This is a genomic window from Flavobacterium xueshanense, from assembly GCF_900112975.1.
Taxonomy (GTDB): Bacteria; Bacteroidota; Bacteroidia; order Flavobacteriales; family Flavobacteriaceae; genus Flavobacterium; species Flavobacterium xueshanense.
This window is the reverse complement of the sequence record NZ_FONQ01000003.1, coordinates 154,375-168,585: the sequence shown is the minus strand read 5'-3', so window position 1 is coordinate 168,585 and position 14,211 is coordinate 154,375. Positions and strand designations below refer to the sequence as shown.

Genomic DNA, 14,211 nt, shown 5'->3' with positions numbered 1-14,211 from the left:
GTGTAAAAAAAAAACCATCAGCTTAGGCTGATGGTTTTAATGTAAATTAAGAGATAATTAAAATTTATCCCAGAAAATTTTAGATGTCAATTTATCTCCACCTGTAACAGTTGCAGCAGCAGCAGCTACATTTGTAGCATTAACGGTAGCTTCACTTGCAGGATAATTAAATCTTGTCGGAACAGATGTTATATCGTTAAAAGTTGTTGCAGGAGCTAACAACACAGGAAAATCTAATCTTCTCCAAGAATCCCATGCTTCAAAACCTCTATTATACAATGCAATCCAAGCTTGTTCTCCAATGCTTTTTTTCCACGCTGCAGTTGAAGTTCCTATATAAGGATTTGCAAGTAAATATGCTGTTGCATCAGCTGTGGCAACACCCCAGCTATTCATAGAAGCAGTTATACCATTGTTGTAATGTGCAACAGCTACTCCAGCGGCAGCTACGCCTCTTGCTGCAGCTTCAGCTAACAAAAATTCTTGTTCACTGTATGAAAGTATAGTTCCGGGGAAGGTTGGAGCTAAAAGCGTGTTGTTCACAGTAGAAAAATTAGTGTAACTATTAGAAGAACCATATATTCCACCTATATATTTAGTTGTATTAGGAGCGAACGTAAAATATTTAGCTCTTCTAGGGTCAGATAATGCGTTTAATTTGTCAACAAATGTGTTAGCAATAACAAAATCTTTTCTTCCACTTGCTACTAAATCTACAAACAATGGGTTTGCATTAGGCTGTGCACCTAAATAATTCAAATTAGCATCATCACTATTACTTGTCATAACTCCTGCGTTAATAGCAGCTGTAGCTTGAGAAGAAGCGTAACTAGCATCTACGTCAGACATGTTTATAGCAAGTCTTAATCTAAGAGTATTTGCGAATTTTTTCCATTTTGCAGCATTACCACCATAAATTAAGTCAGCAGATCCAAAGCTACTTTCTGAAGTGTTTATTGCGGCTTGAGCTGTAGCTAATCTTGCAATAAGGTCTTTATATATTGTTTGAGCATCATCGTATTTTGGCAATGGGTGACCTTCAATATCTAAAGCTTCAGAATAAGGAACATTTCCAAAAGTATCTACTAAAACACTAAAAGTATAAGCGTTCATAATTTCAATGATTGCTTTTTTGTTAGCGAGAACTGCAGCCTCACTTGCTCCAGCAGTGATAACTTTGTTTAATAATACGTTTGACTCTTTAAAATCTCTAAGAACATCTCTGTAAAGGATGTTAAAGTGAGTATCAGGAATAGGTCTTGTAGTCAAATTGTATTGACTTTCATCTGGATACGTAGTTTCCGTCCATTGTTGTACTAACATTCTGAAAACATTTCTGTTTACAGAAGAGTTTACCATCTGGTCTACTAAAGCTTTTTGAGCATTTGTAAATAAAAACTCGGGTTTAGCAGAGGTTGGATTTTTCGTATCTGTATTTAGTCCGGTAATATCATCAGTACATGATACGCTCAGCGCTAAAAATGAGATTAATAAAACTATTTTTTTCATAATTTAAAATTTAAATGTTACGTTAACACCAACATTTCTTGTTGTTGGTAAAGAACCTACTGAATATCCTGCAGATGAAGCACTTGCGCTTAATCCACTTTCTGGATCAGCATATGGAAGGTTTTTGTCTATTATCCATAAATTTGAACCTACTATACTAAATTTCATTTCTTGAAGATTCATTTTTGAAACTAGAGTAGTTGGTAAAGAATAAGTGATATTTACTTCTCTTAATTTAATGAATGAAGCATCATATACGAAAGCTTTATTTGGTGCTCTTCTATATCCTGATACGTTTCCATATTGATTAGGAGCAGGAGTTCTTGTAGTATTTACTGAACCATCCGCTTTTACACCTGGTAATATAACACCACCACCATTAGCGATAGTGTTTCTAATTGGGTTGCCTAACTCATTAAGACCAGCAGTAACATCATATAAACCTGTAGCTAAACCGTAAGATTGGTCAAGAGAGAAAATATCGCCACCTTTCTTCATGTCAATTAAGAATCCAAAAGATAAGTTTTTGTAAGTAAATTTGTTGCGAATACCACCTAGCCAATCTGGATTAACATCACCGATAACATTATTTGCAGATGCATTAACAACATATCTTCCGTTTGCTCCAACTACTTTTGGTCCGTTTTTATTAACCTCACCTGGGAAACTAGGTACAAAACTAGGATCGTAATAAGTATAGTCAGTTCCTTTTAGTACACCATAAGGTTGTCCTATTGAAGCATTTAGAGTTACACCACCTTGGAAAGAGTTTAATCTTAAGTTTTCAATTCCCGCAGCTAGCTTAGTAACTTCATTTTTGTTTTTAGACCAGTTTACAAAAACATCCCAAGCGAAATCTTTTGTTTTGATAGGTGTAACGTTAAATTGGACCTCGATACCTCTGTTTTCTACAGTTGCTGCATTAATATATCTAGCACTGTTACCAGTAGCAGTAGAAAAAGGAACTTGGAAAGCTTCACCGTTATTTACGTTTTTGTAAGCACTTACTTCAAATCCAAGTCTTTTGTTTAAAAATTGCATTTCTAAACCAATTTCTTGAGTATTAGTTTTTACTGCTTCTAAGTTTGGATTGTTTTTAGTGCCAGCAACTGAATATAGTTGATTAGAACCAAAGGGATCATTTTTAACATAAGTGTCTACTAAAGATAATCCTGGAGTACCTAATGGGCTTTCAGAATAACCAGCTCTAATTTTACCAAAACTTAACCATGGTTGGTTAATATGGTTGGTAAACACATAACTTCCAGAAGCAGAGTAACTCCAGATTGCATTTTTTGCAGCTGGTAAGCTACTAAAAGCATCTCTTCTTGCAGTCGCATCCACGAAAAAGTAGTCTTTGAATCCAAAAGATGCTGATCCATAATAGCTGTTAATTCCTTGGTTAACTTCTGATTCTAAAGGGAAAGGAACTTGTTGAACAGAATTTGATAAACTAAACAAGTTTGGAACGATAAGACCACCTTGAGTTGAGTTTAAAGTAGAAATGATTCTAGTTCTAACAGCTGTACCTCCAGCAACACCACTAAAGCTTATGTTTTCAGAGATATCTTTTTTGAATGTTAAGATGAAATCATAATTTTGTTCAGAAAACGATCTTTGGTATTTTTGGTATCCAGAAGTTTCGTCTAATCTGTTTATTCCAAAAAGACCTGCGATTGATCCAAATGCTCTTCTTTCTTCACGCAATTCACTATAGGAATCAGTAGATATTTTTGCTGTTGCAGTTAACCATTCTGCAATTTTATAATCTAATTTTGAATAACCAATAAAACGGTTTCTTTCATCAGATTGGAAATTTTTATTTCTGATGAAATAAGGGTTGTCCCAATAAATCTGTGTTAAGTCTGAAGGATCAGAATAGTTCCAGTTAATGTTTTGTCCACCAGATCTTTCGTAAACTTGTTTCAATTCTTGAACGTCCACGTTTGTTTGCCACCATTGACGGAACATAGACATGATGTTTTCATTGTATCCTGTTGAGTTTCTTCCTACAGTGCTTTGAGCGTTGTAGTTGGCAAAAACACTAGCAGATAACTTATCAGAAAACTGGTGATTGATTTTAGCACTTACGCTATTTTTTTTCATATCACTGTTTGGAAGTATACCAGTTTGTTTAGAATTAGTGTAATTCAATACAAAATTTGTTGTATCATTCCCGTCTTCTAACGAAACAGAATTATTAAATGAAGTACCTGTTTGGAAGAAGGTAGTTGGATCATTTTTAGCAGCTACCCATGGAGTAGCTTTTCCGAAGCTGTCAGACCAAGGAGTAAATGCATTCCAGTTGTAAACCATTAAATTAGGGTCGAAAGCCGCTCCGTAAGAAGCATCTTCAGAAGTAGGTACCACTAAATCTTCAATACCATCGCCGTTAATGTCTCTCGATAAGAAATATCCAGAAGCATCTTCATAAAATGGACCGTAACCTGCTCCATATTTATCTTGGTATTTAACAAAAGTAGATTTGTCTATAGTACTACCAACAAATTCAGAAGAAACCGTTACTCCTAATCCTTTTTTTGCTCTACCTCTTTTAGTTGTAATCATTACAACACCATTTCCACCTAAGTAACCGTATAATGCGGAGGCTGCTGCTCCTTTTAAGATATTTACACTTTCGATGTCTTCAGGATTGATATCCATTGCAGCATTTCCATAATCATAAGTACCACCTGCTCCTCCAGCTTGGTTTCCTGTACTACCTGTGACTAATGAGTTGTTGATAGGCATACCGTCTATTACGATAAGCATTTCATTACTACCAGTCAAACTTTTAACACCTCTTGATACGATACTAGATGAACCACCAAAGTTGTTGTTTCTTTTGATATTAACACCTGCTACTTTTCCGGAAAGTTCATTGATGAAGTTTCCACTTCCTGCACCAGAATTTAAGTCTTCTGCTTTAACTTCCTGTGTAGCATAACCTAATGATTTTTTCTCTCTCTTGATACCTAAGGCTGTGACTACTACTCCTTCAAGTTCAACTGAATCATCTTTCAATTTTACATTTAAATTAGATGAACTAGCTAATATTTCTTGGGTTTTCATCCCAATGTAGCTAAATACCAAGACTTGGCTTGGAGTTGCTCTGATAGAAAATTTTCCGTCAAAATCAGTTTGTGTTCCAGTTTGTGTTCCTTTCACTAATACACTCACACCTGGCAAAGGCATTCCCGCATTATCAGAAACAACACCTGAAACAGCTCTTTCTTGCGCAAACGTAATTTGCGCCACAAGTACTAATAATAGCACTAAGAATCCATTAAACTTTAGTTTCATTTTTTAATATTTTGAATTAGTCTCGCAAACTTCTTAATAATTTGTTAACTTTCCTAATATATAAAACTCTAATTTATACTTATTTTAAAATTTAACATTATAACTAATGTGAATAATTGTGTTATTTATATTTAATGATTGGTTTTTGGTGCTACCATTTGCCACAGCTAGTTTTAATAAACCATTTTTGGTCTGTAGACCAAATCCAAATCCGATTCCTAATAGCTTTTCAATGTTGTCTCTTTGTTCTATGCCCGATTTGTTTCTGTAAATACAATAATCAAGGATTGAATGAATGTAGAGATTTGAAGCCATTATGTACCTGTATTCTGTAAGAATTGACGTTGTTAAATAAGCTTGTAAACTATTTTCTGTGAATCCTCTTATGCTTTTAAATCCGCCGAAACGAAAAAGTTCATTTACCATATAGGTATTGCTTTGTAAAAAGTAATTCTGACTATTAATATTTATAATATTCTTTTTATTTAAGTTAAAATTATGTGAAGCTTGAATGTTTAAAAAAAATTGATTGCTTTTTGTGGAATTTTTTAATTGATTGTTGATTTCTCGGTTTCCGGATCCGGCAGTTATCGTAACAAAAGTTTTTATCGGAAAAGTAAAATTAGCTAAGTCAAGTTTTGTGTAATTAAAACTAGATGTTAAAAAAGAACTGTTGTAATCGCTTATTGAAGTGTCTATCGAGTTTTGAATGTCGCTCGATTCTGTGGTTTGGTATCCCAAATATAAGCGGCTGTTGTAATTTGGAAAGTAGCTTAAATCAATTGCGCTTTTTGTGTTTTGAAAAGTGCTGTCTCGTCTGAATAGTTGAATTTGGGCTTTTAATCCTATTGGGCTTTTAAGTAAATAAGGAAGTTCAATGCTTGCGTTAAATGTTTTTTGATCATTTCCGTCGCTTTTCCAGTAAACGGTTAATTGTTCTCCAAAACCTAAAATATTTTCAAGCTTGACATCCAAGTATCCATTTAGAATTATTTTTTTGTTTTCATTGTTTGAAAATCCAATAAAGCCATCGAAAGTATTTGAATTCTTTTTCTCGATATATACGTAAACTTTTGTTGTGTCTTTTGTAAATAAAATTTCTGGATATTTCAGTTGGTTAATAAATCCAAATTTCTCAAAATCATTATAAATTTCGTCTACTATTTTTTGATTAAAAACGCTGTTTTTATATTTTCGGTTAATTTGCGCTAAATGTCCATTGGGGAATTTATTGGATCGGCTGTTTTCTGCGTAATTTATTATTATGGAGTTTAGTGTTCTTTTCTTGTCTGATTCCACTTTTATATCGGCATAAATTTTAGTGTCGACTCTTCTAATGTTTGTTAGTTTCAGTTTTACTAATGCGAATCCATTTTGCTCTAATTTCTGTACAGTTTGCTTTAGAAAAGAATTAATTTCGGTGTAGGGTAATTTTACAGTGTCGTTTACTTTACTTGGTTCAGTTGAGTTTTCGAGAATTAAATTTGTACCTATATATATATGTATTGTTTTTATCTTTTTTCCTAGTGTAAAATTGGCTACATAAACTGAATCCTTCGTTTTATTAAATTCAACGGCAGTGTTATCTATATAGCCTATTTCAGATAATTTTTCTGAAAGTTTGATTATCTCTTCACTCATTGTTTTAGTGTTCTTGTGAGCTGTGTTATATTTTAGGGAGTCTATAGTTTTTGTTTCTAATAAGTTACTTCCAGATATTAATAATCGGAAATTTTGTGCCGAACAATTGAGGCAAAAATTTAGAAAGAAGAATAAAATAACTGAGAATTTCAAATGAGTACGTGTTTTTAATAAAAGTAATGCAAATATCTAATGTTTGTGATAAAAATCAAATGATAAAATAATCTTATTGAAAATTAATAGATTAACGTTTGTAGAGTAAAAAATATTTTCTACATTTGCAACCCCGTAAAAAGCGGGAATTTAATATAATAAGAAATTTTTAGTATTAATTATGCCAACAATTCAACAATTAGTAAGAACAGGAAGAACTCAGATAACTAAGAAGAGTAAATCGGTTGCTTTAGATTCTTGTCCTCAAAGAAGAGGGGTTTGTACGCGTGTTTACACTACAACACCAAAAAAACCAAACTCTGCAATGCGTAAAGTAGCGCGTGTACGTTTGACAAATGGTAATGAAGTGAATGCTTACATCCCTGGTGAAGGACACAATTTACAAGAGCACTCGATAGTATTAGTTAGGGGTGGAAGGGTAAAAGATTTACCAGGAGTTAGATATCACATCGTTCGTGGTGCGCTTGATACGTCAGGAGTAGCAGGAAGAACGCAAAGGAGATCTAAGTACGGAGCAAAACGCCCAAAAGAAGCAAAAAAGTAATTTAAAAAGTTATTACATAAGGATGTGATTAGTCGCATTCTTACAAGTATGACCTTTTATTAAAAAAAAGACATGAGAAAAAGAGCGGCAAAGAAAAGACCACTTTTACCAGATCCAAGGTTTAATGACCAACTGGTAACACGTTTTGTGAACAACTTAATGTGGGATGGAAAAAAATCGACAGCGTTTAAAGTATTTTATGATGCAATTGACATCATTGAGTCTAAAAAACAAGATGCAGAGAAACCATCATTAGAAATTTGGAAAGATGCGTTAACCAATGTTATGCCTCACGTAGAAGTACGTAGTCGTAGAGTAGGTGGAGCTACATTTCAGATTCCAATGCAAATTCGTCCAGATAGAAAAATTTCTATGGCTATGAAATGGTTAATTCTTTATTCTAGAAGAAGAAACGAAAAATCTATGGCTCAAAGGTTAGCTTCAGAATGTTTAGCTGCGGCTAAAGAAGAAGGAGCAGCTGTTAAGAAAAGGATGGATACTCACAAAATGGCAGAAGCTAACAAAGCATTCTCTCACTTTAGATTTTAATTCTTAAGAAATGGCTAGAGATCTTAAATATACAAGAAACATAGGAATTGCTGCTCACATTGATGCTGGTAAAACAACGACAACGGAGCGTATATTATTCTATACAGGAAAATCACACAAAATTGGTGAAGTACACGATGGTGCTGCAACAATGGACTGGATGGCACAAGAGCAAGAAAGAGGTATTACAATTACATCTGCAGCTACAACTTGTGAGTGGAATTTTCCAACTACACAAGGTAAAGTTTTGCCTGAAACATTGCCTTATCACTTTAATATTATTGATACACCGGGACACGTTGACTTTACAGTTGAAGTAAACCGTTCGTTGCGTGTACTTGATGGCTTGGTTTTCTTATTTAGTGCTGTTGATGGTGTAGAGCCACAATCAGAAACTAACTGGAGACTAGCAGATCAATACAGAGTACCACGTATTGGATTCGTTAATAAAATGGACAGACAAGGATCTAACTTTTTGATGGTATGTCAACAAGTAAGAGATATGTTGAAATCAAATGCGGTTGCAATCACTTTGCCAATTGGCGAAGAGAATGATTTCAAAGGTGTTGTTGATTTAGTAAGAAACCAAGCTATTGTTTGGGATGAAGAAGGTATGGGAGCAACTTACGAGATTGTGCCTATTCCAGAAGACATGCTTGAAGAAGTGAAAGAATACAGATCGATTCTTATTGAAGCAGTAGCTGATTATGATGAGACTTTGCTTGAAAAATTCATGGAAGATGAAAACTCTATAACAGAGGAAGAAATCAATATTGCATTGAGAGCGGCTGTAATGGATATGGCTATCATTCCTATGATTGCTGGTTCTTCTTTTAAGAACAAAGGAGTTCAATTCATGTTAGATGCCGTATGTAAATACTTGCCATCTCCAATGGATAAAGATGGTATCGAAGGAATTCATCCTGATGATGCTGATTTATTAGAAGAGGATCAAACTAAAATTTTGCGTAAGCCTGATGTTAAAGAGCCATTCGCTGCTTTAGCTTTTAAAATTGCCACTGACCCATTCGTAGGTCGTTTAGCTTTCTTCCGTGCTTATTCAGGACGTTTAGATGCCGGCTCTTATGTTTTGAACACACGTTCAGGAAACAAAGAAAGAATTTCTCGTATTTACCAAATGCATGCTAACAAGCAAAATCCAATTGATTATATTGAAGCGGGTGATATTGGAGCGGCAGTTGGATTTAAAGATATTAAAACTGGAGATACATTGTGTGATGAAAAGAACCCAATTATCTTAGAAAGTATGAAATTCCCTGCACCGGTAATTGGTATTGCAATTGAGCCTAAAACTAAAGCGGACGTAGATAAAATGGGTATGGCTTTGGCTAAATTAGCCGAAGAGGATCCTACATTTACTGTTAGAACAGATGAAGCTTCAGGGCAAACTATTATCTCGGGTATGGGTGAGCTTCACTTGGATATCTTAGTTGATAGAATGAGACGTGAATTCAAAGTTGAAGTAAACCAAGGTGAGCCTCAAGTTGAATATAAAGAAGCATTTACAAAGTCTGCTCAACACAGAGAAACTTACAAGAAACAATCTGGTGGTCGTGGTAAATTCGGTGATATCGTATTTAGACTAGAGCCAGCTGATGAAGTTGATGGTAAAGCTCCTGTGGGATTGCAGTTCGTTAATGCTGTCAAAGGTGGTAACGTTCCCAAAGAATATATCCCATCTGTAGAAAAAGGTTTTAGAGAAGCTATGAAAACTGGTCCTTTAGCAGGATATCAAGTAGATAGTTTGAAAGTAACTTTATTGGATGGATCTTTCCACCCAGTAGATTCTGATGCACTTTCTTTTGAGCTTGCAGCAAGAATGGGGTATAGAGAGGTAGCTAAAGCAGCTGGTGCTGTAATACTAGAGCCAATCATGAAAATGGAAGTGATTACACCTGAAGAAAACATGGGGGATATCGTAGGTGATATCAACCGTCGTAGAGGTCAGGTAAATGATATGGGTGATAGAGCTGGGGCCAAAACCATTAAGGCAGATGTGCCATTATCTGAAATGTTTGGATACGTTACTACGTTAAGAACACTTTCATCAGGTAGAGCAACATCTACTATGGAATTTTCACACTACTCTGAAACGCCTTCTAATATTTCGGAAGCAGTTATCAAAAAAGCAAAAGGAAACGCATAATCTTTAAGAAAATGAGTCAAAAAATCAGAATAAAATTAAAATCTTACGATCACATGTTGGTAGACAAGTCTGCTGAGAAGATTGTAAAAACGGTAAAAAGTACCGGTGCAGTTGTTACAGGACCAATTCCATTGCCAACGCACAAAAAACTTTTTACAGTGCTACGTTCTCCACACGTTAACAAAAAAGCGAGAGAGCAATTTGAAGTAATGTCATACAAGAGATTAATTGACATTTATTCATCTTCATCAAAAACTATTGATGCCTTGATGAAACTTGAATTGCCTAGCGGTGTTGAAGTAGAGATCAAAGTTTAAATAGCTTACTAGTAAGAAAAGAGCGCTGTTTTTAAGCGAAGAATATTTTTTTGGTTTGTGTGTAAATAAGTTATACATTTGCACCCACTAAAAAAATAGGATTCGGTTAAAAGCTGCGTTCTATATTTATATTTAATAATTAATAATTAATATTTATGTCTGGGTTAATTGGTAGAAAAATCGGCATGACTAGCATTTTCGACGAAAACGGGAAGAACATTCCTTGTACAGTAATCGAAGCTGGACCATGTGTTGTTACCCAAGTCAGAACCAAAGGTGTTGACGGGTACGAAGCGTTGCAACTTGGTTTCGATGACAAAAACGAGAAACATTCCACAAAAGCGGCTTTAGGTCACTTTAAAAAAGCGGGAACTGTAGCTAAGAAAAAAGTCGTTGAATTCCAAGATTTCGCAACTGAGCAAAAATTAGGAGATCTTATTGATGTTTCTATTTTTTCTGAAGGAGAATTTGTAGATGTACAAGGTGTATCTAAAGGTAAGGGTTTTCAAGGGGTTGTAAAACGTCACGGTTTTGGTGGTGTTGGTCAAGCAACTCACGGTCAACACAACCGTTTAAGAGCGCCAGGTTCTGTAGGAGCTTCTTCTTATCCATCTAGAGTGTTCAAAGGAATGCGTATGGCGGGAAGAATGGGAGGAGACAATGTAAAAGTTCAAAACCTTAGAGTTTTAAAAGTAGTAGCTGAAAAGAACCTGCTTGTTATAAAAGGATGTATTCCTGGTCATAACAACTCTTATGTAATCATTCAGAAGTAATGGAAGCAAAAGTATTAGATTTCAACGGAAAAGATACTGGAAGAAAAGTTCAACTTTCTGATTCAGTATTTGGTATAGAACCAAACAATCACGCAGTATACCTTGATGTTAAGCAATATCTTGCTAATCAAAGACAAGGAACGCACAAAGCAAAAGAAAGAGCTGAAGTAGCGGGAAGTACACGTAAGATTAAAAAACAAAAAGGAACTGGTACTGCTCGTGCGGGTAGTGCAAAGAATCCATTGTTTAAAGGTGGTGGAACAGTTTTCGGACCAAGGCCAAGAAGTTATTCATTTAAATTGAATAAAAGCTTGAAACGTTTGGCTAGAAAATCTGCTTTCTCAATTAAAGCAAAAGAGTCGAACATTATCGTTCTTGAAGACTTTAATTTTGAAACACCAAACACTAAAAATTTCATTAATGTTTTGAAAGCTTTAGAGTTAGAAAATAAAAAATCCCTGTTTGTCTTGGGTGATGTTAATAAAAATGTATATTTGTCGTCACGCAATTTAAAAGGCTCTAGCGTAGTAAGTAGCTTAGAATTAAGTACTTACGCTATATTAAACGCTAATAATTTAGTGCTTTTAGAGAGTTCTTTGGAGATAATTGAAGAAAATTTAAGTAAATAATAGGATATGAGCATCATAATTAAGCCTATAGTAACGGAGAAAGTAACCAAAGAAAGTGAAGTTTTAAACCGCTTCGGATTCGTTGTTGACAAAAAAGCAAATAAAGTGCAAATTAAGAAAGCTATTGAAGCTGCTTATGGAGTAACTATTTTGAGTGTTAACACGATGAACGTAAGACCGGACAGAACTACGAAATACACTAAAAGTGGTTTAATCAGTGGAAAGACTAATGCAATTAAAAAGGCAATTGTTCAAGTACAAGAAGGACAAACAATTGATTTTTACAACAATATCTAAGATAAAATGTCAGTAAGAAAATTAAAACCTATTACCCCAGGTCAGCGATTTAGAGTTGTGAATGGTTATGACGCCATTACAACTGATAAGCCGGAACGCTCTTTGATAGCGCCGATAAAAAACTCTGGTGGTAGAAATAGTCAAGGAAAGATGACCATGCGTTATACGGGTGGTGGTCACAAGCAGAGATATCGTATTATTGATTTCAAACGTACAAAAGAAGGAATTCCTGCTACAGTGAAATCAATCGAATATGATCCAAATCGTACTGCATTTATCGCTTTGTTAGCGTATGCTGATGGAGAGAAAACGTATGTTATTGCTCAAAACGGATTGAAAGTAGGTCAGAAACTTGTTTCTGGTCCAGAATCTCAGCCTGAAATTGGTAATACTTTACCTTTAAGTAGAATTCCGTTAGGAACTGTTATTTCTTGTATCGAATTGAGACCAGGACAAGGGGCTGTAATCGCTCGTTCTGCTGGAACATTTGCTCAGTTAATGGCAAGAGATGGAAAATATGCTACAATTAAAATGCCTTCTGGGGAAACAAGATTAATCTTGTTGACTTGTTCGGCTACAATTGGAGCGGTTTCTAATTCAGACCATCAATTAGTTGTATCTGGGAAAGCAGGTAGAACAAGATGGTTAGGAAGAAGACCTAGAACAAGACCTGTTGCAATGAACCCTGTCGATCACCCAATGGGTGGTGGTGAAGGACGTTCTTCTGGTGGACATCCACGTTCACGAAATGGAATACCAGCAAAAGGTTATAGAACTCGTTCTAAGAAAAACCCGAGTAACAAGTATATCGTAGAACGTAGAAAGAAATAATAAGATATGGCACGTTCATTAAAAAAAGGACCTTTCGTTCATTATAAGTTAGACAAGAAAGTTCAAGAAAACATCGCTGGTGGAAATAAAGGAGTTGTAAAGACATGGTCTAGAGCTTCTATGATTACTCCAGACTTCGTTGGGCAAACTATCGCAGTTCATAACGGTCGTCAATTTGTACCAGTTTACGTAACAGAAAACATGGTAGGTCACAAATTAGGAGAATTTTCACCAACTAGATCTTTTAGAGGTCATGCTGGAGCAAAAAATAAAGGTAAAAAATAAGAAGCAATGGGAGTTCGTAAAAGAGAAACAGCAGATGCAAGAAAAGAGGCTAACAAGTCATTGGCTTTTGCAAAGTTAAATAACTGCCCTACTTCACCTAGAAAAATGCGCTTAGTAGCAGATCTAGTAAGAGGTCAGAAGGTAGAAAGAGCACTTAACATCTTAAGATTTAGTTCTAAAGAGGCTTCAAGAAAATTAGAGAAATTGGTTTTATCTGTAATTGCCAACTGGCAAGCAAAGAACCCTGATGCTAATATGGAAGAAGCTGGTTTATTTGTTAAAACGATTACAGTAGATGGTGGAATGATGTTGAAAAGACTTCGTCCAGCTCCACAGGGTCGTGCTCACAGAATTAGAAAACGTTCTAATCACGTAACAATCGTGCTTGGATCTATTAATAACACACAAGCAATTTAATACAAGATGGGACAAAAGACAAATCCAATTGGAAATAGACTTGGTATCATCAGAGGATGGGACTCAAACTGGTATGGTGGAAATGATTACGGTGATAAGCTTGCCGAAGATTATAAAATCAGAAAGTATATCCATGCTCGTTTATCAAAAGCTAGTGTATCAAAAGTAATCATTGAGAGAACTTTGAAACTTGTAACCGTTACTATCACTACTGCCAGACCTGGTATCATTATCGGTAAAGGTGGACAAGAGGTAGACAAGTTGAAAGAAGAACTTAAGAAAATTACTGACAAAGAGGTTCAAATCAACATCTTTGAAATCAAAAGACCTGAACTTGACGCGTATCTAGTTGCTACAAGCATCTGTCGTCAAATTGAAAGCAGAATTTCTTACAGACGTGCAATCAAAATGGCTATTGCTGCCTCTATGCGTATGAACGCAGAAGGTATCAAAGTCCTGATTTCTGGTCGTTTGAATGGTGCAGAGATGGCTCGTTCAGAGGGTTTCAAAGAAGGTAGAGTTCCTCTATCAACTTTCAGAGCTGACATTGATTATGCTTTGGCTGAAGCTCACACTACTTATGGTAGAATGGGAATCAAAGTATGGATCATGAAAGGTGAAGTTTATGGAAAGAGAGATCTTTCTCCACTTGCTGGAATGGACAAAAAACAATCTGGTGCTGGTGGTAAAGGTAATGATTCTCCAAGAGGAGATAGAAAACCTTTTAACAAAGGTGGAAAACCAGACGCTCGTAAACGAAAGTAAATTTTTAAAC

The 14,211-nt window shown here is 35.3% G+C and carries 14 protein-coding genes; 11 read left to right on the top strand and 3 right to left on the bottom strand.

Features of this window, described 5'->3' with window-relative positions; translation table 11 throughout:
• Positions 1-57: 57 nt before the first annotated feature.
• The 3 genes from BMZ76_RS05285 to BMZ76_RS05275 form a co-directional block, all read right to left on the bottom strand.
• Positions 58-1,509: a SusD/RagB family nutrient-binding outer membrane lipoprotein gene (locus BMZ76_RS05285; protein ID WP_167547423.1), complete on the bottom strand. Its 1,452-nt coding sequence runs from the start codon at positions 1,507-1,509 to the stop codon at positions 58-60.
• A gap of 3 nt (positions 1,510-1,512) precedes the next feature.
• Entirely contained in the window at positions 1,513-4,812 is a 3,300-nt protein-coding gene (locus tag BMZ76_RS05280) for a SusC/RagA family TonB-linked outer membrane protein (protein ID WP_091203671.1), read from the bottom strand.
• Positions 4,813-4,896: 84 nt separating this feature from the next.
• Positions 4,897-6,453, bottom strand: a complete 1,557-nt coding sequence (locus BMZ76_RS05275) for a BamA/TamA family outer membrane protein (protein ID WP_244281752.1) — start codon at positions 6,451-6,453, stop codon at positions 4,897-4,899.
• Positions 6,454-6,787: 334 nt separating this feature from the next.
• On the opposite strand from BMZ76_RS05275, the gene rpsL reads away from it, so the two are divergent.
• The 11 genes from rpsL (at position 6,788) to rpsC (ending at position 14,201) form a co-directional block, all read left to right on the top strand.
• Positions 6,788-7,171: a 30S ribosomal protein S12 gene (rpsL, locus tag BMZ76_RS05270; protein ID WP_007136570.1), complete on the top strand. Its 384-nt coding sequence runs from the start codon at positions 6,788-6,790 to the stop codon at positions 7,169-7,171.
• A 72-nt stretch (positions 7,172-7,243) separates the two neighbouring features.
• The gene (gene rpsG / locus BMZ76_RS05265) at positions 7,244-7,720 is read left to right on the top strand and encodes a 30S ribosomal protein S7 (protein ID WP_035668130.1); all 477 of its coding nucleotides are present in this window, start codon (positions 7,244-7,246) and stop codon (positions 7,718-7,720) included.
• 10 nt (positions 7,721-7,730) lie between these two features.
• Positions 7,731-9,887 carry an elongation factor G gene (fusA, locus tag BMZ76_RS05260; RefSeq protein ID WP_091203670.1) on the top strand — a complete coding sequence of 719 codons (2,157 nt, stop codon included), beginning with the start codon at positions 7,731-7,733 and terminating at the stop codon, positions 9,885-9,887.
• Positions 9,888-9,898: 11 nt separating this feature from the next.
• Positions 9,899-10,204 (top strand): 30S ribosomal protein S10, encoded by a 306-nt coding sequence (gene rpsJ / locus BMZ76_RS05255; RefSeq protein ID WP_011963470.1) that lies wholly within the window; start codon positions 9,899-9,901, stop codon positions 10,202-10,204.
• A gap of 155 nt (positions 10,205-10,359) precedes the next feature.
• A complete protein-coding gene (rplC, locus tag BMZ76_RS05250) occupies positions 10,360-10,977 on the top strand; it encodes a 50S ribosomal protein L3 (RefSeq protein ID WP_091203669.1) in 618 nt (205 codons plus the stop codon).
• Entirely contained in the window at positions 10,977-11,606 is a 630-nt protein-coding gene (gene rplD, locus BMZ76_RS05245; RefSeq protein WP_091173690.1) for a 50S ribosomal protein L4, read from the top strand. The genes rplC and rplD overlap by 1 nt, the downstream gene beginning before the upstream one ends.
• Positions 11,607-11,612: 6 nt before the next feature.
• A complete protein-coding gene (rplW, locus tag BMZ76_RS05240) occupies positions 11,613-11,903 on the top strand; it encodes a 50S ribosomal protein L23 (protein WP_073018945.1) in 291 nt (96 codons plus the stop codon).
• Between the two features lie 6 nt (positions 11,904-11,909).
• The gene (gene rplB, locus BMZ76_RS05235; RefSeq protein WP_059114053.1) at positions 11,910-12,734 is read left to right on the top strand and encodes a 50S ribosomal protein L2; all 825 of its coding nucleotides are present in this window, start codon (positions 11,910-11,912) and stop codon (positions 12,732-12,734) included.
• A 6-nt stretch (positions 12,735-12,740) separates the two neighbouring features.
• Positions 12,741-13,019 carry a 30S ribosomal protein S19 gene (gene rpsS / locus BMZ76_RS05230; RefSeq protein WP_007136562.1) on the top strand — a complete coding sequence of 93 codons (279 nt, stop codon included), beginning with the start codon at positions 12,741-12,743 and terminating at the stop codon, positions 13,017-13,019.
• 6 nt (positions 13,020-13,025) lie between these two features.
• A complete protein-coding gene (gene rplV / locus BMZ76_RS05225; protein WP_091203668.1) occupies positions 13,026-13,436 on the top strand; it encodes a 50S ribosomal protein L22 in 411 nt (136 codons plus the stop codon).
• A gap of 6 nt (positions 13,437-13,442) precedes the next feature.
• Positions 13,443-14,201: a 30S ribosomal protein S3 gene (gene rpsC / locus BMZ76_RS05220; RefSeq protein ID WP_091203667.1), complete on the top strand. Its 759-nt coding sequence runs from the start codon at positions 13,443-13,445 to the stop codon at positions 14,199-14,201.
• Positions 14,202-14,211: the final 10 nt, after the last annotated feature.

Bases quoted from the DNA above. Each gene is read 5' to 3' on its own strand.
- BMZ76_RS05285 (WP_167547423.1), bottom strand. From the start codon at position 1,509: ATGAAAAAAATAGTTTTATTAATCTCATTTTTAGCGCTGAGCGTATCA.
- BMZ76_RS05280 (WP_091203671.1), bottom strand. From the start codon at position 4,812: ATGAAACTAAAGTTTAATGGATTCTTAGTGCTATTATTAGTACTTGTG.
- BMZ76_RS05275 (WP_244281752.1), bottom strand. From the start codon at position 6,453: ATGAGTGAAGAGATAATCAAACTTTCAGAAAAATTATCTGAAATAGGC.
- rpsL (WP_007136570.1), top strand. From the start codon at position 6,788: ATGCCAACAATTCAACAATTAGTAAGAACAGGAAGAACTCAGATAACT.
- rpsG (WP_035668130.1), top strand. From the start codon at position 7,244: ATGAGAAAAAGAGCGGCAAAGAAAAGACCACTTTTACCAGATCCAAGG.
- fusA (WP_091203670.1), top strand. From the start codon at position 7,731: ATGGCTAGAGATCTTAAATATACAAGAAACATAGGAATTGCTGCTCAC.
- rpsJ (WP_011963470.1), top strand. From the start codon at position 9,899: ATGAGTCAAAAAATCAGAATAAAATTAAAATCTTACGATCACATGTTG.
- rplC (WP_091203669.1), top strand. From the start codon at position 10,360: ATGTCTGGGTTAATTGGTAGAAAAATCGGCATGACTAGCATTTTCGAC.
- rplD (WP_091173690.1), top strand. From the start codon at position 10,977: ATGGAAGCAAAAGTATTAGATTTCAACGGAAAAGATACTGGAAGAAAA.
- rplW (WP_073018945.1), top strand. From the start codon at position 11,613: ATGAGCATCATAATTAAGCCTATAGTAACGGAGAAAGTAACCAAAGAA.
- rplB (WP_059114053.1), top strand. From the start codon at position 11,910: ATGTCAGTAAGAAAATTAAAACCTATTACCCCAGGTCAGCGATTTAGA.
- rpsS (WP_007136562.1), top strand. From the start codon at position 12,741: ATGGCACGTTCATTAAAAAAAGGACCTTTCGTTCATTATAAGTTAGAC.
- rplV (WP_091203668.1), top strand. From the start codon at position 13,026: ATGGGAGTTCGTAAAAGAGAAACAGCAGATGCAAGAAAAGAGGCTAAC.
- rpsC (WP_091203667.1), top strand. From the start codon at position 13,443: ATGGGACAAAAGACAAATCCAATTGGAAATAGACTTGGTATCATCAGA.